Source organism: Pseudomonas sp. LBUM1645 (assembly GCF_059716185.1).
The window spans coordinates 6,623,825-6,643,081 of record NZ_CP166811.1 but is presented as its reverse complement, the minus strand read 5'-3'; the positions used below and the strand labels follow the sequence as shown (position 1 = coordinate 6,643,081).

General features: G+C 59.4%; 18 protein-coding genes and 1 riboswitch. Of the genes, 6 read left to right on the top strand and 12 right to left on the bottom strand.

From position 1 onward, the window contains the following. Window positions 1-129: 129 nt before the first annotated feature. The 5 genes from rhlE2 to ahcY form a co-directional block, all read right to left on the bottom strand. Window positions 130-2,013 carry an RNA helicase RhlE2 gene (gene rhlE2 / locus ACA079_RS30270; RefSeq protein ID WP_497701911.1) on the bottom strand — a complete coding sequence of 628 codons (1,884 nt, stop codon included), beginning with the start codon at window positions 2,011-2,013 and terminating at the stop codon, window positions 130-132. Window positions 2,014-2,236: 223 nt separating this feature from the next. After that, window positions 2,237-3,052, bottom strand: a complete 816-nt coding sequence (locus tag ACA079_RS30265; RefSeq protein WP_497701910.1) for a substrate-binding periplasmic protein — start codon at window positions 3,050-3,052, stop codon at window positions 2,237-2,239. 88 nt (window positions 3,053-3,140) lie between these two features. Beyond that, the gene (locus ACA079_RS30260; protein WP_497701909.1) at window positions 3,141-4,223 is read right to left on the bottom strand and encodes a hypothetical protein; all 1,083 of its coding nucleotides are present in this window, start codon (window positions 4,221-4,223) and stop codon (window positions 3,141-3,143) included. 74 nt (window positions 4,224-4,297) lie between these two features. Next, window positions 4,298-5,143 carry a methylenetetrahydrofolate reductase [NAD(P)H] gene (gene metF, locus ACA079_RS30255; RefSeq protein ID WP_497701908.1) on the bottom strand — a complete coding sequence of 282 codons (846 nt, stop codon included), beginning with the start codon at window positions 5,141-5,143 and terminating at the stop codon, window positions 4,298-4,300. A gap of 128 nt (window positions 5,144-5,271) precedes the next feature. After that, window positions 5,272-6,681: an adenosylhomocysteinase gene (ahcY, locus tag ACA079_RS30250; protein ID WP_008152012.1), complete on the bottom strand. Its 1,410-nt coding sequence runs from the start codon at window positions 6,679-6,681 to the stop codon at window positions 5,272-5,274. A gap of 23 nt (window positions 6,682-6,704) precedes the next feature. Further along, window positions 6,705-6,807: riboswitch (S-adenosyl-L-homocysteine riboswitch) on the bottom strand. 198 nt (window positions 6,808-7,005) lie between these two features. On the opposite strand from ahcY, the gene ACA079_RS30245 reads away from it, so the two are divergent. Further along, on the top strand, window positions 7,006-7,410 hold the full coding sequence (locus ACA079_RS30245) for an acyl-CoA thioesterase (protein ID WP_201184968.1): 405 nt from the start codon (window positions 7,006-7,008) through the stop codon (window positions 7,408-7,410). 182 nt (window positions 7,411-7,592) lie between these two features. Continuing rightward, window positions 7,593-8,480, top strand: a complete 888-nt coding sequence (locus ACA079_RS30240; RefSeq protein ID WP_497701907.1) for a formate/nitrite transporter family protein — start codon at window positions 7,593-7,595, stop codon at window positions 8,478-8,480. Here the strand turns inward: ACA079_RS30240 and ACA079_RS30235 are convergent, their stop codons facing one another. Further along, window positions 8,481-9,746, bottom strand: a complete 1,266-nt coding sequence (locus tag ACA079_RS30235) for a cation:proton antiporter (RefSeq protein ID WP_497701906.1) — start codon at window positions 9,744-9,746, stop codon at window positions 8,481-8,483. Between the two features lie 68 nt (window positions 9,747-9,814). Further along, window positions 9,815-10,984, bottom strand: a complete 1,170-nt coding sequence (locus tag ACA079_RS30230) for an MFS transporter (protein WP_497701905.1) — start codon at window positions 10,982-10,984, stop codon at window positions 9,815-9,817. 133 nt (window positions 10,985-11,117) lie between these two features. Here ACA079_RS30230 and ACA079_RS30225 point away from each other — a divergent pair, with 133 nt between their 5' ends. Genes ACA079_RS30225 through ACA079_RS30215 form a run of 3 tightly spaced genes read left to right on the top strand, consistent with a single transcriptional unit; the run spans window position 11,118 to window position 12,541 of the window. Continuing rightward, on the top strand, window positions 11,118-11,270 hold the full coding sequence (locus ACA079_RS30225) for a hypothetical protein (protein WP_497701904.1): 153 nt from the start codon (window positions 11,118-11,120) through the stop codon (window positions 11,268-11,270). A 13-nt stretch (window positions 11,271-11,283) separates the two neighbouring features. Beyond that, window positions 11,284-12,117: an EamA family transporter gene (locus ACA079_RS30220; RefSeq protein WP_008152002.1), complete on the top strand. Its 834-nt coding sequence runs from the start codon at window positions 11,284-11,286 to the stop codon at window positions 12,115-12,117. Window positions 12,118-12,157: 40 nt separating this feature from the next. Further along, window positions 12,158-12,541 (top strand): MAPEG family protein, encoded by a 384-nt coding sequence (locus ACA079_RS30215; RefSeq protein WP_497701903.1) that lies wholly within the window; start codon window positions 12,158-12,160, stop codon window positions 12,539-12,541. An 80-nt stretch (window positions 12,542-12,621) separates the two neighbouring features. On the opposite strand, the gene mltA is transcribed toward ACA079_RS30215, so the two are convergent. Further along, the gene (gene mltA / locus ACA079_RS30210) at window positions 12,622-13,794 is read right to left on the bottom strand and encodes a murein transglycosylase A (RefSeq protein ID WP_497701902.1); all 1,173 of its coding nucleotides are present in this window, start codon (window positions 13,792-13,794) and stop codon (window positions 12,622-12,624) included. Window positions 13,795-13,922: 128 nt separating this feature from the next. Here mltA and ACA079_RS30205 point away from each other — a divergent pair, with 128 nt between their 5' ends. Continuing rightward, window positions 13,923-14,372 carry a c-type cytochrome gene (locus ACA079_RS30205; protein WP_008151996.1) on the top strand — a complete coding sequence of 150 codons (450 nt, stop codon included), beginning with the start codon at window positions 13,923-13,925 and terminating at the stop codon, window positions 14,370-14,372. A gap of 15 nt (window positions 14,373-14,387) precedes the next feature. Here ACA079_RS30205 and ACA079_RS30200 read toward each other — a convergent pair whose 3' ends face one another. The 4 genes from ACA079_RS30200 to ACA079_RS30185 all read right to left on the bottom strand — a co-directional run bounded on the left by ACA079_RS30200 (window position 14,388) and on the right by ACA079_RS30185 (window position 19,014). Then, a complete protein-coding gene (locus tag ACA079_RS30200) occupies window positions 14,388-14,783 on the bottom strand; it encodes a DUF1090 domain-containing protein (RefSeq protein ID WP_415771951.1) in 396 nt (131 codons plus the stop codon). A gap of 100 nt (window positions 14,784-14,883) precedes the next feature. Then, the gene (gene ligB / locus ACA079_RS30195) at window positions 14,884-16,557 is read right to left on the bottom strand and encodes an NAD-dependent DNA ligase LigB (RefSeq protein WP_497701901.1); all 1,674 of its coding nucleotides are present in this window, start codon (window positions 16,555-16,557) and stop codon (window positions 14,884-14,886) included. A gap of 252 nt (window positions 16,558-16,809) precedes the next feature. Beyond that, a complete protein-coding gene (gene metK, locus ACA079_RS30190; protein ID WP_497701900.1) occupies window positions 16,810-18,000 on the bottom strand; it encodes a methionine adenosyltransferase in 1,191 nt (396 codons plus the stop codon). An 18-nt stretch (window positions 18,001-18,018) separates the two neighbouring features. After that, on the bottom strand, window positions 18,019-19,014 hold the full coding sequence (locus ACA079_RS30185) for an ArsR/SmtB family transcription factor (RefSeq protein ID WP_497701899.1): 996 nt from the start codon (window positions 19,012-19,014) through the stop codon (window positions 18,019-18,021). Window positions 19,015-19,257 lie beyond the last annotated feature (243 nt).

Genomic DNA, 19,257 nt, shown 5'->3' with positions numbered 1-19,257 from the left:
TGCCGCAGGCTGCGATCTTTTAAGATCAAAAGATCGCATGCTTCGCCAGCTCCTACAGAAGCAGTTTGCAGCACAAACAAAAATGCCCCTGATCTCGCGATCAGGGGCATTTTTTATGGCTGCGTTAAATCAGCGATTGCGGGTCAGCAACGCTGGTTTCTCGCCGCGCGGACGGCCTGGCAGTTGATCAAGTTGCTCTGGAGTCGGGAAACGATCGGTTTTCGACTCTTTGTGAATGATCTTCGGTGCCGGGCCGCGCGGGTTTTGCACGGCCGGTTCCGAACGCGGCTGGTCGTCGGTGCGGGCCGGGCGGCGGTTGCGGGACTCTTCGCGACGGGCCTGGCCGTCACGTGGAGCGCCATTGCGTGGGCCGCTGCGCTTGGCCGGCGGAGTGCCGGTGGTGGCACCATCGCTGCTGCGTGGGCCGCTTTGACGACCCTGAGGCTTGGCGCCGCCGGTACGCGGAGCACCTGTGCCAGCTGTCGTGCCTTGTGCCGGAGCACCCGGACGGCGACCACGGCCCTGAGCCGGTTTGGCTTGAGGAACGTAGTCGACGCGGTTACCGAAGTTATCGATATCGTCGTCCAGGAACTCGTCCGGAGCACGGTCTGCAGCAGCAGCGCGTGGCGCTGGACGCTGTTGCTCGCGAGCCGGAGTGCCTTCACGTGGCTTGTGTTCACGCGCCGGGCGATCACCGCGGGCAGTGGCTGCAGGTTTTTCCTTGCCGCCCTTGTCCTTGCCTTTGTCTTTACGACCGCCACCACCGCCAGTGCCGTTCGGACCGTCGCCGCGCGGGCCACGTGGGTTGCGCGGGTTACGCACATCCGGACGCTCGCGGACTTCTGGTTTCTCGGCTTCTACAGCGCTGGAATCGAAGCCCATCAGGTTGCCGTCGGCAATCTTCTGCTTGGTCATGCGTTCGATGCTTTTCAGCAGCTTTTCTTCGTCCGGAGCGACCAGCGAGATCGCTTCGCCCGAACGACCGGCACGGCCGGTACGACCGATACGGTGAACGTAGTCTTCGTCGACGTTCGGCAGTTCGAAGTTGACCACGTGTGGCAGTTGGTCGATATCGAGGCCGCGAGCGGCGATGTCGGTGGCGACCAGGATGCGTACTTCGCCGGCCTTGAAGTCGGCCAGGGCTTTGGTGCGAGCGTTCTGGCTCTTGTTACCGTGGATCGCTACGGCGCTGAGGCCGTGTTTGTCCAGGTACTCGGCCAGACGGTTGGCGCCGTGCTTGGTACGGGTGAACACCAGAACCTGTTCCCAGGCGCCTGCGGTGATCAAGTGCGCCAGCAGCGAACGCTTGTGGTTGGCTGGCAGACGGAATACGCGCTGTTCGATACGCTCGACCGTGGTGTTCGGCGGCGTGACTTCGATGCGTTCCGGGTTGTGCAGCAGCTTGCCGGCGAGGTCGGTGATGTCTTTGGAGAAAGTCGCCGAGAACAGCAGGTTCTGGCGTTTGCTCGGCAGACGGGCGAGGACCTTTTTCACGTCATGGACGAAGCCCATGTCGAGCATGCGGTCGGCTTCGTCCAGCACGAGGATTTCCACGTGGGACAAATCGACGCTGCCTTGACCGGCGAGGTCGAGCAGGCGGCCGGGGCAGGCCACCAGCACGTCAACACCGCGGGACATGGCTTGAACCTGTGGGTTCATGCCGACGCCGCCGAAGATGCAGGCGCTGACGAACTTCAGGTCACGAGCATAGACCTTGAAGCTCTCGTGTACTTGAGCCGCGAGTTCGCGGGTAGGGGTCAGGACCAGTACGCGCGGTTGGCGCGGGCCGTGACGCTGGGATTTGTCCGGGTGACCGCCTGGAAACAACCGCTCCAGAATCGGAAGGGCGAAGCCGCCGGTTTTACCAGTACCTGTCTGAGCCGCAACCATCAGGTCGCGACCTTGCAACACGGCGGGAATAGCCCGCTGTTGCACCGGAGTAGGCTCGGTATAGCCCGCTGCCTCGATGGCGCGGACTAAAGCCTCGGAGAGACCGAGGGAAGCAAAGGACATGAGTAATCCTGTTTTAGTTAGGGCTTGGCCCAATGGGAGTCTTGCCTGGCGCGAATGGCGTTTAAGAGGAACGCAATCCCGTCCGGTCCTGCTGGGCCTTGAAAGCTCGTCTGGAGTGCTCGCGCGGGCTGAAAAGCTGCGCTGTAGCGGGGTCGAGATGCCTTGAACAAGTCCGAGCGTCCGGGCGTGAGCCTGGCGGGAAGGCCGGAGTATAACAGAGCAATCACTGCGCGCCGCTTTCCTGCTGCTCAACGGTTTTTCCGCTGGCGGCGGTGGCTCTGGTGGCTTTGACCTCGGCAGCCGGATCGGCGCCGTAACGGGCGCTCAGTTCAGCGTACGCAGGCTCGCGCTTGAAGCGTTTGAGTTCAGCGCCGAAGCGCTGCACCAACAAGTCCATGCCGGCGTTGCGGCGTACTGCCAGGAACTGGCTCTGGTGGCTGATGACGGTCGGGTTCTCGGTAATCTTGTCGCGGATGCCCAATTCATCGAGCAAGTGCTGACCGACCCTGCGATCAGTGATCAACAGGTCGATCCGCCCGCGCAGCAGTTTGCCGAAGTTGGCTTCATGGGTCGGCGCCGGTTCGCGAGTGAACAGGGTCGATTCGCTGAAGTCCTGGCTGTACAGATAGCCCGGGGAAGTGCCGATGGTCAGCCCTTTCAGGTCGGCCAGGGTGCGAAAAGGGTGGGGCCGCTCATTGGCGTAGAACATCACGAACTCCACTTCCGAGAGCGGCTCGCCGGGGTAGAGCAGGGTGGCGTCGCGCTCATTGCTGTGGAAGATGTCCAGCGCGCCATCTGCCTGGCCCGTTTCGAGCATCGACAGGCAGCGTTTCCATGGCAGGAACTGCCATTCCACTTCGATGCCCAGGCGTTTGAAGACGATGGCGGTGGTTTCGTAGTCCAGTCCCAGGGATTTGCCGTTTTCCTCATACACGTACGGCGCCCAGGGTTCGGTGACAATGCGCAGTTTCTCGCCCCGAGCGGTAAAGCTCAGGCAAGTAAAAAGCAGAACTGTCAGCAACTGGGCAATAACGGGCATGGCCTGAGGTTAGTACTCTAAAGGCCTAATGAGAAGCTCTGGCGAGCATGTTTAGCACTGTCCTTGAGGTAGATTGCGCGCCAGGCCTCTATTTATCGGGCGAATTGAGCAAGTGATCGTGGATAGCTTTGCGTCGACCGCCCAGGATCAGTCGTACCAGTTCCCTGTCGAACCAGCGTTCGAGCAAATGCTCAGTGACCGGCTTGCCGAGGCGCTCTTCCTGGTTTTCCAGCGCCTTGTCCCACCACACCGGCCCACAGGCCTTGTCGAACTCATTGTGGTGTTCATAGCAGCCATAGAGGATTTCACGGATGAACTGACGCAGATGTTTGGGCAGTGCCAGGGTGATGAGTTTGTAGAGCATTCGCTGGGCCCGTGGCGGTCGTGGCAGGTGAGCTGACACGCGGCGGGTATCGTCCAATGCCGCCTGACTGGTCGGGTTCTTGGCGTGTTTGACGACCCAGGCTTTAACCTTGGCCCTGAACAGCTGCTTGCGGCTCCAGTAGTGATGGATCAGGTCCGGGCACTTATTGATCTTCATCGTGCGATAGGCTGCGACCGACAGGCAAAACTCTTCAAGGGTATAAGCCCCCTGTGCCATGGGAAACAATTCGTCGATCAATGCAATGGAGCGATCAAGCACCTGCGCGTCCTGCTGGTGCAACCCGATCACGCCGGAGTTGAGCAACATCATCTGATCGTCAGCCAGGCCTTTGCTCAAAAGCGTACTCGACAGCGCACTGTAGAGCACGTTCTCCTTATTGGTGCCGTATTGGGTGTAGTAGTCGTTGCACAGCAGAGTTCCGGGTTGCACGCGGTTGAACAGTTCGATGGGTGAACAATGGAAGAACGTGTCGGTGTCGATCAGCAATGCGACTTCCGACTCCTCAAGCACCGTGCGCAACGCCACATGCTTGGCTCGAAAGTGATAGCCATGGGGTTCGTTCCAGCGGCGACGAGTAGGCTCGTCGAGGGGGCGCACTCGTACCGGTAGGTGCTCGTAGGGCTGCGGGTTGTCACTGAAAACCTGGATGTCGAGGTCTGCGTGGGGAGTTTCACGCAGCCAGGCCAAGGCACTGGCGATGCTGAACACCGCTTCCTGATGGTACGTCTGGGAGCCAAAAACCAGATAAACCAGTTGAGGGCGTGGTGGCGAGGACTCAGTCGTCATTGGAAACAACATTCCATGTGCTTTGAATATAAAAGGCCCTCAGAAGAGGGCCTTGGGATGAGGCATGGAGTCTATCAGCGCGGTAGCTTCAGATTGTTCCACACGGCCAGGCTCGCTTCGGCCTGGTTCAGGGTATAGAAATGCAACCCCGGTGCTCCACCCTGCAACAAACGTTCGCACATTTCAGTAATAACCTGCTCACCGAAACGCTGAATGCTTGAAGTGTCGTCGCCGTAGGCTTCCAGCTGCTTGCGGATCCAGCGCGGGATTTCCGCACCGCAGGCATCGGAGAAGCGCGCCAGCTTGCTGTAGTTGGTGATCGGCATGATTCCCGGAACGATCGGGATGTTCACGCCCATCGCCCGTACACGCTCGACGAAGTAGAAGTAGCTGTCGGCGTTGAAGAAGTACTGGGTGATCGCACTGTTGGCGCCAGCGTTGGCCTTGCGCACGAAGTTGGTCAGATCGTCTTCGAAATTGCGCGCTTGCGGGTGCATTTCCGGGTAGGCGGCGACTTCGATGTGGAAATGATCGCCGGTTTCTTCACGAATGAATTCAACCAGGTCATTGGCGTGGCGCATTTCACCACTGGCCATGCCCATGCCGGAAGGCAGGTCACCGCGCAGGGCAACGATACGGGTGATGCCGGCTGCCTTGTATTGAGCCAGCAGGCCGCGCAGGTCGTCCTTGCTGTCGCCAACGCAGGACAAATGCGGTGCGGCAGGGACTTTGACTTCGCTTTCGAGCTGCAACACGGTGTTGAGGGTGCGATCACGAGTCGAACCACCAGCGCCATAGGTGCAGGAGAAGAAGTCAGGATTGTAGGTCGCCAGATGACGGGCAGTGGCGATCAGTTTTTCATGCCCAGCATCGGTCTTCGTAGGGAAGAACTCGAAGCTGTAGCGACGTTCTTGGGACATGGTCATATCCTTGGAAACACGTAAGCCGGAGGCTGGCCCCCGTAGGAGCTGCCGCAGGCTGCGATCTTTTAAGATCAAAAGATCGCAGGCTTCGCCAGCTCCTACAAAGAGCGGTCAGTCAGCGTCGATCAGTAGCGGTAAGCGTGCGGCTTGAACGGACCTTCAACGGTCACGCCGATGTAGTCGGCCTGGGTCTTGGTCAGTTGAGTCACCACGCCGCCGAAACCGCGAACCATTTCCAGGGCCACTTCTTCGTCGAGTTTCTTCGGCAGCACTTCAACAGTCAGGCGCTCGGCTTTCTGGGCTGGCGACAGGTCGGCGTACTTCTGGCCGAACAGGAAGATCTGAGCCAGAACCTGGTTGGCGAACGAACCGTCCATGATGCGGCTTGGGTGACCGGTTGCGTTACCCAGGTTAACCAGACGGCCTTCGGCCAGCAGGATCAGGTAGTCGTCGTTCTGAGCGTCGAATGCGCCAGGGCCGGTACGGTGGATCTTGTGAACCTGTGGCTTCACTTCTTCCCATGCCCAGTTCTTGCGCATGAAAGCAGTGTCGATTTCGTTGTCAAAGTGGCCGATGTTGCAGACAACAGCGCGCTTCTTCAGGGCTTTGAGCATGTTCGAGTCGCAAACGTTGACGTTACCGGTGGTGGTCACGATCAGGTCGATCTTGCCCAGCAGCGCTTTGTCGATGCTTGCTTCAGTACCGTTGTTGATACCGTCGATGAACGGCGAAACCAACTCGTAACCGTCCATGCAGGCTTGCATGGCGCAGATAGGGTCAACTTCGGAGACTTTAACGATCATGCCTTCCTGGCGCAGGGACTGGGCCGAGCCCTTGCCCACGTCACCGTAACCGATGACCAGCGCTTGCTTGCCGGACAGCAGGTGGTCGGTACCGCGCTTGATCGCGTCGTTCAGGCTGTGACGGCAGCCGTACTTGTTGTCGTTCTTGCTCTTGGTCACCGAGTCATTGACGTTGATGGCCGGGATTTTCAGCTCGCCCTTGGCCAGCATGTCCAGCAGGCGGTGAACGCCAGTGGTGGTTTCTTCGGTCACGCCGTGGACGCGGTCGAGGATGGCCGGGTATTTCTTGTGCAGCAGCTCGGTCAGGTCGCCGCCGTCGTCGAGGATCATGTTGGCATCCCAAGGCGCGCCATCTTTGAGGATGGTTTGCTCCAGGCACCACTCGTACTCTTCTTCAGTTTCGCCTTTCCAGGCGAAAACCGGGATACCGGCAGCGGCGATAGCGGCAGCGGCCTGGTCCTGAGTCGAGAAAATGTTGCAGGACGACCAACGCACTTCGGCACCCAGGGCAACCAGGGTTTCGATCAGCACGGCAGTCTGAATGGTCATGTGGATGCAGCCGAGGATTTTCGCGCCTTTGAGCGGCTGCTCACCGGCGTACTTGCGGCGCAGACCCATCAGGGCTGGCATTTCGGATTCGGCGATGATGGTTTCGCGACGGCCCCAGGCAGCCAGGGACATGTCGGCAACTTTGTAATCGTTAAAATCTGCAGGCGTGATAACAGCGCTCATGATGAGCCTCCATTCGTAATGTATGCGAATGGGCGCCGTTGTGCGTTTAGTGTCTGACCGATAACGGTCAAGCAACGCCCCATCCGAGCCTGACAGGTCGAGCCTGCTGCAGCGCCCCTCGGACAGGTGGCGGGAAAACGGTATCAATGGAACGTTACCGTTTTGAAACGGTGGCGATTATAGCCGTGTGAGCGATACTTCCAAAGCGTTTCTGTTGGTCAATGTCTGAACGGTAATCGAGGCCATAGTCGATGCTTGATAGAGCTCTAGGTCGGGCTCTGCCATGATGGCCGGCATCAATCGGCAAGACGGTCAGGAGTGAATATGAATTTCCACACCCGCAAATGGGTAAAACCCGAAGACCTCAACCCCAACGGCACGCTGTTCGGCGGCAGCCTGTTGCGCTGGCTCGACGAAGAAGCGGCGATCTACGCCATCGTCCAGCTGGGCAATCAGCGTGTGGTCACCAAGTACATTTCCGAAATCAACTTCGTCAGCGCCTCGCGCCAGGGCGACATCATCGAACTGGGCATCACCGCCACCGAGTTCGGTCGCACCTCCATCACCCTGAAGTGCGAAGTGCGTAACAAGATCACCCGCAAAAGCATCCTGACGGTGGAGAAGATTGTCTTCGTCAATCTGGGTGAAGACGGCTTGCCTGCGGCACACGGCCAAACCGAGATCAAGTACGTCAAAGACCAGTTCAAGGATGATGGCATCAACGAGTAATGCGAGCCCTGTAGGAGCCGAGCTTGCTCGCGATGGCGTCATTTGCATCACCGCTGAAACCGAGGTGAACCCATCGCGGGCAAGCCATGCTCCTACAGGAGTGGTTTCGTTTATGCGAACAGTGAACAGCTCCGAAACCCGCGTGTCGTACCTACATGACACACCACAGGTTCCGGAGCTTTATGGACGCCAAGAAAGAAGGCAAGACCCCAAACCTGTCGCCGGAAGAAAGGCACGAGGTCGACAAGAACCAGCCGCCGCGCGCCGCGGTGCTGCACGAAATCATCCGCACCCAGGGCGATCAGGAACTTGAACGCAGTGTCGCCGCCTTGTGGTGGTCGGCGCTGGCCGCCGGCCTGACCATGGGCCTGTCGTTGATGGCCATGGGTCTGCTCAATTCCCGTCTGCCGGACGGCGAAGGCTTCAAGGTGATCGCCAGTTTCGGTTACTGCGCAGGCTTTCTCGCGGTGATCCTCGCCCGCCAGCAATTGTTCACCGAGAACACTCTGACGGCTGTGCTGCCGATCATGACCAAGCCCACGCTGAACAATTTCGGTCGATTGCTACGCCTATGGTCGGTAGTGCTGGTGGGCAACCTCTGCGGCACGTTGCTGGTGGCTTATGTGATGCTGAATCTGCCGATTTTCGACAGCAAGACCGACCTGGCCTTCCTCGATATCGGGCGCAAGATCATGGAGAACGACGCCAGCCAGATGTTCGCCAAAGGCATTGTGTCGGGCTGGATGATCGCCACCATGGTCTGGATGATCCCGTCCATGGAGAGCGCGAAGATGTGGATCATCATCCTCATCACCTACCTCATGGCGCTGGGGGATTTCACCCATATCGTGGTCGGCTCGGCCGAGGTCTCGTATCTGGTGTTTGCCGGCGAGTTGCCGTGGAAAGATTTCTGGCTGGTGTTCGCCGGGCCTACGCTGGCGGGGAACATCATCGGCGGCAGCTTCATCTTCGCGCTAATCAGCCATGCGCAAATTCGCAGCGAGAGCGGGCCGCCGAAGAAGACTGCGGATCAAGGCCCGAAGCCCGACCCGCAGAAGACCAAAAAGTAATCAGTGATGCTCGGCCTGTGCCGCTGGCGCAGGCTCATCCTTGGTCACGTGCTTGACCAGTTTGCCGATGCTCAGCCCCTGCAACAGGATCGATGACAGCACCACGATGTAGGTGATGCTCAGCAGCAAGTCACGCTCCGGGCCTAGCGGCAAGGCCAGGGCCAGTGCCACCGAAACACCGCCGCGCAAACCACCCCACGTCAGAATCCGGATCGTCCCGCGCGGGACCGTACGCCAGCGCCGCAACAGTACGATGGCCGGCGCCACCGTCAGCAGGCGTGACAACAGAATCGCCAGCGCCAGCAAACTCGCCGCCAGCACGTGCAACCAGTTGAACGGCAGCAGCAACAACTCCATGCCGATCAGAGCAAATAGCAGGGCGTTGAGCATGTCATCGAGCAATTCCCAGAAACCGTCCAGATACTTGCGGGTCATGTCGTTCATCGCCAGATTGCGGCCCAGGTTGCCGATGATCAGGCCGGCGACCACCATCGCGATCGGAGCTGAGACGTGCAGTTCCGACGCCATGGCCGAGCCGCCGATCACCAGCGCCAGGGTCAGCATGACTTCGATCTGGTGTTGTTCGATGCTCTTGATCATCAGGTACACCAGGTAACCGATCAGCCCACCAAACAGCACGCCGCCAATCGCCTCGTGGGCGAACAGCATGGCCGTGGCGCCAATGGTCGGGGTTTCACCCAATTGCGCGATGCCCAGCAACACGGTGAACACCACCACGGCGGTGCCATCGTTGAACAGCGACTCGCCGACGATGGTGGTTTTCAGTGGTTTGGACGCGTTGGCGGTCCGCAGCACACCGAGGACCGCGATCGGGTCGGTGGGGGAGATCAGCGCGCCGAACAGCAGGCAATACAAGAAGCTCACGTGCCAGCCGAACAGGGCAAAAATGTAATAAGCGAGGCTGCCGATCACGGCGGTGGCGATCAATACGCCGAAAGTCGCCAACAAACCGATGGGCCAGCGATAGCTGCGCAGGTCATTCAGGTTGACGTGCAGGGCGCCGGCGAACAGCAGGAAGGACAGCATCCAGTTCATCAGCAGATCGCCGAAGTCGATCTGACCGATCAGCTGTTGCACACGTTCTTCTAGACCGGGGTAGCCGATGAAACTCAAGCCTTGCAGCAACAGGGAAAACATCAGCGCGGTGACCATGACGCCGATGGTCGGGGGCAGGCCGATGAAGCGAAAGTTCACGTAGGTGAGGAGTGTGGTGAGGCAGATAAACGCAGCGACAAGTTCAAGCATCCGGGGTCCTTTGGATGGGGAGGTAGAAAGAATGCGCGGCGTGGACCGCGCAAGGGAATCAGGGTTATTCAGCCGGACACATTGACCGCAGCAGCACCGCGACGTTGCAGATAGATGTAGAAAAGCGCCGTCAGCACTGTCAAGCCACTGACCAGCGCACCGGTCCACGGTAAATCCGCCAGATCCGCACCGCTGGCGACGACCAATCCACCAATCCACGCACCGGCCGCGTTGCCGAGGTTGAACGCGCTCTGGTTCAACGTTGAACCCAGATTCGGCGCTTCATGGGCCTGATCGATGATCAGCAGTTGCAAAATCGGGCACAGGGCAAAGGCGAAGATGCCCCACAACACCAGCGTTATTGCGGCTGGAATCACTGAGTGGCTGGTCTGTGAGAACGCGGCCAGCACGACCAGCACGGCCAACGCCATCCCTACCAACGACGGCAGCAATCGACTGTCAGCCAGGCGACCACCGAGCATGCTGCCCGCTGTCAGTCCGACCCCGAATAACAGCAGCATGATGGTCACGCCATGCGGGCTGGCGCCGGTGATGTCTTGCAGGATGGGGGCAATGTAAGTGAAGACGCTGAACAGGCTGGTCGACGCTAGCACGCTCATGCCCAGTGCCAACAACACGTTGACCTTGCCCAGCACTTTGAACTCGCTGGCGAGGTTGGCTTTGTCCATGGCGATGTCCTTCGGCAACCAGACCCACTGCGCGATCGCAGCAATCACGCCGATTACCGACACCGCCCAGAACGTCGAGCGCCAGCCGGCGTATTGCCCGAGCGCGGTGCCCAATGGCACGCCCAACACGTTGGCCAGGGTCAGGCCGGTGAACATCATCGCAATCGCCTGCGCCCGTTTGTTTGGTGCAACCAGTCCAGCGGCAACCACCGAACCGATGCCGAAGAACGCACCATGGCAGAGCGCGGTGACCACTCGTGCGGCCATCAGCGTGGCGTAGTTCGGCGCCAATGCGCAAAGAATGTTGCCGAGGATGAACATCAGGGTCATGCCCAGCAGCGTGGCTTTGCGTGGCATGTTGGCGGTGCCGATCGCGAGGATCGGCGCACCGAAGACCACGCCGAGGGCGTAGCCGGTGATCAACAATCCGGCATGAGGAATGCTGACGGCGAGGTCGCGGGCGACATCGGGCAGCAAACCCATGATGACGAATTCAGTGGTGCCGATGCCGAACGCGGCAACAGCGAGGGCAAGCAAGGCGAGTGGCATGCGCAAGGTCTCTGTCGGTAGTCTTGACGCTTTGATCAGGCATACGCATGCCGACGCCCGTTCTCGACGAGAGCGGGCGGTGACAAAAATTTATTGGAATTAGTCTGTGCGCAACTGAGTGCGGCGTGGTCGCTTGCAGTATAAACAGCTGCTGACATATGGCGAATCAATTCTCGGCCCGGTCAATGTAGGAGCTGCCGAAGGCTGCGATCTTTTGATGTTGATTTTTAAAGATCAAAAGATCGCAGCCTTCGGCAGCTCCTACAGGGGGGAGGCGGGCAAATAATAAGGAGTGTGCCGTGCTTGCAACAGCACTGGTGTTAGTGGCGGCGCTGTTGCACGCGGCGTGGAATACCCTGATCAAATTCAGTGCGGAACGGCTGCTGGTGGTGGCCTGCATGGACAGCGTTGCAATGCTGTTTGTCGCGCTGATGCTGCCGTTCGTGGCGTTGCCACCCCTGGACATCTGGCCGTGGATTCTGGCGTCGGCGGCGTTTGAATTGCTCTATCGCTATTTGCTGATCCAGGCGTACCGGGTCGGCGACCTGGGGTTGGTCTACCCACTGATGCGTGGCTTGTCGCCGCTGGTGGTGCTGGCACTGACGCTGATTTTTGCCGGGGAAGTGCTGACGAACCAGCAGATCTTCGGGATTCTGCTGATCCCGTTTGGCATGCTGTGCCTGCTCTGGCAGGGCGGCGGCGGTGCGCGATTGCCGTGGTCGATGCTGCCGGTGGTGGCGTTGATCGGCCTGTGCATCGGCTGCTACACCTTCATCGATGGCCAGGCATTGCGGCGCTGGTCGCATCCGCTGGATTACCTGGTGTGGGTCACGTTGCTCAGCGCCTGGCCGTTCCCGTTGCTGGCGCTGGTGCGTAAGCGACCGGCCTTCATGTTGTTCTGGCGTGAACAGTGGCGACTGGGGTTGGCGGTCGGGTTTTGCGTGTTGTTCAGCTACGCTCTGGTGCTGTGGGCCATGCAGCTGGGCTCGATTGCCGAAGCGGCGGCATTGCGCGAGATCAGCGTAATCCTGGTGGTGCTGTTCGGCATGCGTTACCTGAAAGAACCTTTCGGCAGGCCGCGGCTCTTAGCCTGTGGGCTGGTGCTGATCGGCATGCTGGTGATGAAGTTTTGACTGGAGCTCGACTCTTGAAACTTGAAGAAGGGATTGCGTTATGACGGTTGCTCTGTGGTGCATTTTGATCGCGATTTTCCTGCCCTATATCTGCACGAGCATCGCCAGGGTCAGTGGCGGGTTCAGGCCGAAAGACAACCATGACCCCCGTGACTTTCTCGAGTCATTGAATGGTTTTGGCCGACGCGCGTATGCGGCGCATCTGAACGGTTTAGAAGTGACTCCCGCGTTCGCGGCGGCGGTGATCGTTGCGCACCTGGCCGGTAATGCCGAACTGGTGACGATCAATGTGCTGGCGGTGTTGTTCATCACCAGTCGGCTGCTGTACATCATTTGCTACTTGGCGGACTGGGCGATTTTGCGGTCGCTGATGTGGTTGGTAGGGCTGGGGTTGATCGTCAGTTTCTTTGTGGTTTCTGTTTAAGAGCAAGATCAAGAGATCGCAGGCTTTGCCAGCTTCTACGCTCATCCGCGATTTTGCGGCGAGCCTGCGATCTTTGGAATTTAAAGCTTGTCGGTCACCTGAGGCACTTGAGGCAGGGCTGCGCCTTTAGGCCAGAGCATCCAGATCTGCCCCTGCTGTTTCATGTCGCCGGCCAATTGCCCGGCCGCCTCGCCGGTGCCCCAGAACAGGTCTGCACGGACTTCGCCGGCAATTGCGCCGCCGGTGTCCTGAGCGGCAACCGGGCGTACCAGTGCGGTACCGTCCGGTTTAGTGGTCGATAACCACAGCAGACTGCCCAGCGGAATCACTTTGCGATCCACCGCCGCGCTGTAACCGGCGGTCAGCGGTACGTTCAACGAGCCGCGTGGCCCTTCGTTGCTGTCCGGGTTGCGGGTGAAGAACACGTAGCTAGGGTTGCTGCCCAGCAGTTCCGGAATGCGCGTCGGATTGGCCTTGGCCCAATTGCTGATGGCGCCCATGGTCACTTCTTCTTTTTTCAGTTCGCCCTGGTCCACCAGCCAGCGGCCGATCGGTCGATACGGGTGACCATTCTGGTCGGCATATGCAATGCGCAACTGTCGACCATCATCGAGCTGGATACGACCCGAACCCTGGATTTGCAGGAATTGCAGGTTCATCGGATCGGTCAGCCAGGCAACAACCGGTGCCTTGACACCTTTGGTTTCAATCGTGGCCGCATCGTCGTAAGGCTTGAGCACGCGACCTTCGAGTCGTCCGCGCAGGCGTTTGCCTTTGAGTTCCGGGTAGATGCTGTCCAGAGAGACGATGATCATGTCCTCGGGCACACCGTACACCGGGATGTTCGCCGCTTCGGTCTGGGTCAGGCTGCCGGGGTAGACCGGCTCGTAATAGCCGGTGATCAAGCCGTTGGGATTGTCATTGGCGGCGCGCAGGCCGTAGACGTCGAGGTTCTGCTTGAGGAAGCCACGAATGTCGCTGGCGGTTTGCGGCACGTTGGCGGCAGCCGCACACGTCGAGCCCCACACCGGGTCGGCTTTGAGTCGGGTGCAGGCGCTGCGCCACGAACCGAAGCCGGCGACCAGGTCGGTGTCGGACACCGTCGGAAGTGCTTCCCACGTGGCGCTGGAGTAGGTCGCCAGGGCGTGGGTTTTCGGTTGGTTGTTGTCGCCACCGGTGCAGCCCGCAAGCACGGCCACCATCGGAAGGGTCCAGGCGAGGTTGTGACGCCATGCCTTGAAACGGCTGTTCATGGAGTAATTCCTTTGTCGGTTGCCTGAGTGCTCCATGCGCTCAAACAACCCGTATTGATAATAGGGCTATTGGTCTTTGCCGATGACACGAGGATACTGGCCGCCGTTTCCCGTGACCTGAAGCCACCATGACTCTTAAAAGACTTTCTGTTGTATTGCTGGCCTGCCTGACGTTGTCTGCCTGCGGTGGTGTCGACCCCAACTCGCCGCTGGGTCAGCGCAAGGCGATCTTCAAGCAAATGCTCAAGACCGGCGAAGACCTGGGCGGCATGTTGCGTGGTCGCATTCCGTTCGACGGCCCGAAATTCGCTGACGGTGCCGTGAAACTCGATGCGTTGTCCCGTGAACCCTGGAAACATTTTCCGCAGGTGCGCGAAGAAGATCACACCAGCGCCAAGAGCGATGTCTGGCAGAAACAGGAACACTTCCAGGACATGGCCCGCACCCTTGAAGCCGCCACCGGTGAGTTGGTGATTGCCAGCAAGGTCCAGCCTTACAAGGCCAGTAACCTGGGGCCGGCCGTGCAGAAGGTCGAAGACGCCTGCAGTGCCTGCCATAAAGAGTTCCGGGATCATTGAGTCCTGAACTGATCCTTACTTGTCCAGCTCATCGAGTGCGTCCTGCAATTCCTTGCGGGACTCGGCGAGTTTGTCTTTGCGCTTGTTGATCTTCTCGGCGTCGCCTTTCTTCATGGCCTTGTCGAGGTCAGCCTGACGCTTGCTGACTTCGTGCTTGGCGTCGAGCACCTTGTTCTCCCGTTCTTTCTTCAGGGAAGTATCGGTGCAATGAGCAGTGACTTCGCTCAGGGCCGTTTCAAGGCCTGCCTGCTGATCGGCGTTGCCGTGAGACTTGGCCAGTTCAATCTGGTTGATGAGGCCCTGCTTCTTTGCGGCGCAGCCGGTCAGGCCCGGAGCTTCTTCGGCGGCCATCAGTGGAGCGGCCAGCACGCTGCAAAGGGTCAACAGGGCGAGCGGTGAAAGAAGTTTCATAAAGGCTCCATGTGAATAAGGCAATCGGGTCGATGTGGCGATGGGGTGTTTGAGCCCAGCGGCACCATTGGGTTCCCGGGTTGGCGGGCATCATCGGCCGCTAAAAACCGTCAATCCCCGCAAGACGTAATGTTTCACTCAAGGCCAGGACCTGCGGGTCGCGGAAAAATGCGCTCAATTGCGCTGCGCGTCCCGGGCCGATGCCGGCTTCTGCCTGCCATTGTTCGGTGTTTCGTTGTGCCAGTTCCTGCCATGAATCGGCAAGCTGTGCCTGGCCGGTCGGCGGTAAACCCAGGGCTTTGAGCCAGCGAGCGAAAGGGCGTTGTAGGGCACTGTTGAAACTGCTCAACAGACGAGCGCTGCTGCGTTCGCCGAAGCCGTCAATGTTAGCAAGCTCTTGAGTATCGAGGGTCAACCAATCCAGCAGGCCTTTCAGGCGGCCTGTTTCTAAAAGTTTCTCCCACGTGCCAGGACCGACATGCGGCAGCGCCAGTCCCTGCTTGCCGCTGAGCCAGGTCAGTCGGGCGAGGAATTGGCTTTCGCACCCCGGTGTCGGCTGCCAACAACTCAAATGATGAAAGTCCTCCGCCAGCGGTACGCTCAATTCAGCGCGTTGGGTGCTGCGCAGCATGACACCGTCAAGCCTGGGAATGGTCAGGCCTGCCAGGCTGATGGCGACCTGATCTCCGGGCCGGATATCCAGTGCTTCCCAGCGTTGCAGTGAGCTCACACTGACTCGCTTGATCTGCCGGTCATCGAGCATCACCGGTGTCAATTCCAGTACAGGGGTGATCCGCCCGGTCCGTCCAATCTTGAAGTGGACTTTGCGCACCTCGGCCAAGGCCTGGGCAAAAGGGTATTTCCAGGCGACGCTCCAATAAGGCGGTTTAGCCTGCCAGCGCTCAGCGGATGGGCGCTGATCCTGGCGCAGGACGATGCCATCACTGGTGAAGGGCAGGGGCGAGCGATACCAGTGATCGCGCCAGCGTTCAGCGTCGTCAAATACCTTGATCGAGTGACTGTAAGGTGCGGTGCTCGGGAAGCCCAACTCATCCAGGACTGTGATGCGGGCGGGCAAACTGGCCGGGCCTTGGGGCCAGTCCCAGACAAACAGGCCGATCCCGGCGGCTTGCTCAGTGCTTAACTTTTTGCGGGCCATCAAGCCGGCCACTGTGGCGCGTGCATTGAGGCTGCCGGCACGGGCCTGTACGTGGTTGGTCAGGCGCCAATAGAGTTCACCTTGCAGCAGCAGGTCCAGTGGCTGTGGCAATTGTTGGGGGATGGCGGCGATCTGGCGCGCCGAAGCCGTCCAGTCCTGGCCATTTATTCCGTCACCGCGACTGATTGCCTGAGTCAGCAGGCCTTTGCGGTAGATCAGCGTCACCGCCACGCCGTCGATCTTGGGCTGAATCCAGACATCGCTCCGTCCTTTTAGCCACGCTTCGACGGCGTGACCATCGCGGAGTTTTTCCAGGCCCGTGTGGGCGATGGGATGAGGCATCGTGCCGCTCGCGGTACGTAGCGGTTCCGCGGATTGGTCCAGGTCGAAACAAGTGCGCCATTCGGTCAGTCGCGCACGGGACTGATCGTAGAGTTCATCGGCGACCAATGAGCGGCCGCCCCGGTGATAGCTGTCGTCCCAGAGGTCGATTTGTTTTTGCAGTGACGTGATTTCGTCCAGGGCGCGTGCGGGTGGCCAGTCGGGGCACTCGGTGGCGTTTGAACTCAGGCAAAGAAAGGTCAGGAAAAAATAGAAAAACAGGCGCAGAAGCATCGTGAGCGTCCTTGCTCAGGGAGAATGCTTTCAAGGCTAGTCAGCTTTCGGGCGTCGGTAGCGAGGATGTTTTTCGGTGTGTTTCGAGAGACAGGAAGATCAAGAGATCGCAGCCTCGTTTCACTCGACAACTCCTACACAAATCCCTGTAGGAGCTGTCGAGTGAAACGAGGCTGCGATCTTTCGATTTTCGGACAATAAAAAGCCCCGCACGGCGAACCGCGCGGGGCTTTTGGTACCGCCGGGGAAGTCTTACAGGCCGGCAGCAGCGCGCAAGGAATCGGCGCGGTCGGTCTTTTCCCAGGTGAAGGTGGTGAAAGTGTCTTCGCCCACAGTCTTGGTAGCCGGGGTGCGACCGAAGTGGCCGTACGCAGCGGTTTCCTGGTACATCGGGTGCAGCAGGTCGAGCATGGTGGTGATTGCGTATGGACGCAGGTCGAACACTTCGCGAACCAGTTTGACGATTTTGTCGTCGCTGATCTTGCCAGTGCCGAAGGTGTTCACCGAGATCGAAGTCGGCTGAGCAACACCGATCGCGTAGGAAACCTGAATCTCGCAACGCTCGGCCAGGCCGGCTGCCACGATGTTCTTGGCCACGTAACGACCGGCGTAGGCGGCCGAACGGTCAACCTTCGATGGATCTTTACCGGAGAACGCGCCGCCGCCGTGACGGGCCATGCCGCCGTAGCTGTCGACGATGATCTTGCGACCGGTCAGGCCGCAGTCGCCTACCGGGCCACCGATGATGAACTGGCCAGTCGGGTTGATGTGGAACTGGGTGTCTTTGGACAGCAGCTCGGCAGGCAGTACGTGCTTGACGATCAGCTCCATCACGCCTTCGCGCAGGTCTTTGTAGGACACGTCAGGGTTGTGCTGGGTCGACAGTACAACAGCGTCGATACCGACAACCTTGCCGCCTTCGTAACGGCAAGTCACTTGCGACTTGGCATCCGGGCGCAGCCAAGGCAGCAGGCCGGATTTACGGGCTTCGGCCTGACGCTGAACCAGTTGGTGCGAGAAGGTGATCGGTGCTGGCATCAGCACGTCGGTTTCGTTGCTGGCATAGCCGAACATCAGGCCCTGATCGCCAGCGCCTTGATCTTCAGGCTTGGCACGGTCGACACCCTGGTTGATGTCAGGAGACTGCTTGCCAATGATGTTCATCACGCCGCAAGTGGCGCCGTCGAAGCCGACATCGGAGCTGTTGTAGCCGATGTCCAGAATCACGTTACGCACGATCTCTTCCAGGTCGACCCAGGCCGACGTGGTGACTTCACCTGCGATGATTGCAACGCCGGTTTTGACCAGGGTCTCGACCGCTACACGGGCGAACTTGTCTTCAGCAATGATGGCGTCCAGCACAGCATCGGAAATCTGGTCGGCGATTTTGTCCGGATGCCCTTCGGACACAGACTCGGAGGTGAAGAGGGAGTATTCGCTCATCTCGATTTTTTCCTGAATTTACCGATGGTGAGTGTCGCCAGCCGGTCGCTGAAAATGGCGGACCTGGATCTGGAAACCATTACGTAAGCCTACATAGAGGCTTTCCCCGGGAACGAGTCCCGCAGCGGTGGCCCAACGGGCCAAATCGTCCTGTTCAAACCCCAACCATAGATCACCGCAGGCCTCCCTGGCCCAACTCTGGTTGTGGCTACATAACTCTGTCACGAGCAGGCTACCGCCCGGTTGCAGCAAGTCGGCCATGTGCTTGAGTGCTTCGGCCGGCGCGGCGAAATGGTGCAGCACCATATTCAGTACAACGCAGTCAGCCTTGAGGCGGACACCGTTCAACGCATCGGCCAATTGCAGGCTGACGTTAGCCAGCGTTTCACGTTCGCAAACCTGGCGCGCCAATTCGAGCATCGCCGGGCTGTTGTCCAGCGCAGTGACCTGTGTAAAGCGGCGCGCGAGTTCCGGCAGAAATGCGCCATCTCCGGGGCCGACTTCGATGGCCGTGGCGTCTTCGCTGAAACTCAGCTTGTCGAGCAATGCCACCACGCTTTCGCGGTATTGCGGCAGACCGGCAATCAAGTCTTGCTGGGCGCGAAACTTCTCCGCGACCCGTGAGAAAAAGTCCTGGCTGGCCGCCGCCCGTTGCCCATGGACCTGAGCGATCCGCGACTGCACCTCGGCAGGCAGGGTCAGGTTGTCCACTTCTTCCAGCAGCGCGGCATGCAGCTTGCCACCCAGCAGGTCGGTGTGGGGCAGGGCGCGACGGTAGAAAATCGCGTTGCCTTCACGGCGTGTCGCCACCAGATTGGCCTGGGCCAATACCTTGAGGTGATGACTCATGCCGGACTGGCCGATGCCAAAGATCTGCGCCAGCTCCAGTACGCCAAACGAATCGTTGGCCAGCGCGCGCAATACATTCAGCCGCAGAGGATCGCCGCCGGCCTTGCACAGGGCCGCCAGCTCATCGCAATCGTCATGTCGAATGGAAGGCACACGTAAATTCATAAGGCCAGCAGTCTAGTGACGGTCAGAAAACACCGCAAGAGCAATATCAAAAAGTTTTGATATTGCTCGATAGATGGCACTTCTCGGGGAAAGGGTCACTCTACAAATCGTCAGCGGAAAGGTTTCACCAGGCGAATGCGACTTTATCCACCGGAAAAACGCCTTCAGATGACTATCTGTCATTGCCCCGAGGCGGGTGGGTGAGGGAAAATGCTCGCCTTTTTTCCGTTTCGTTTTATTCAC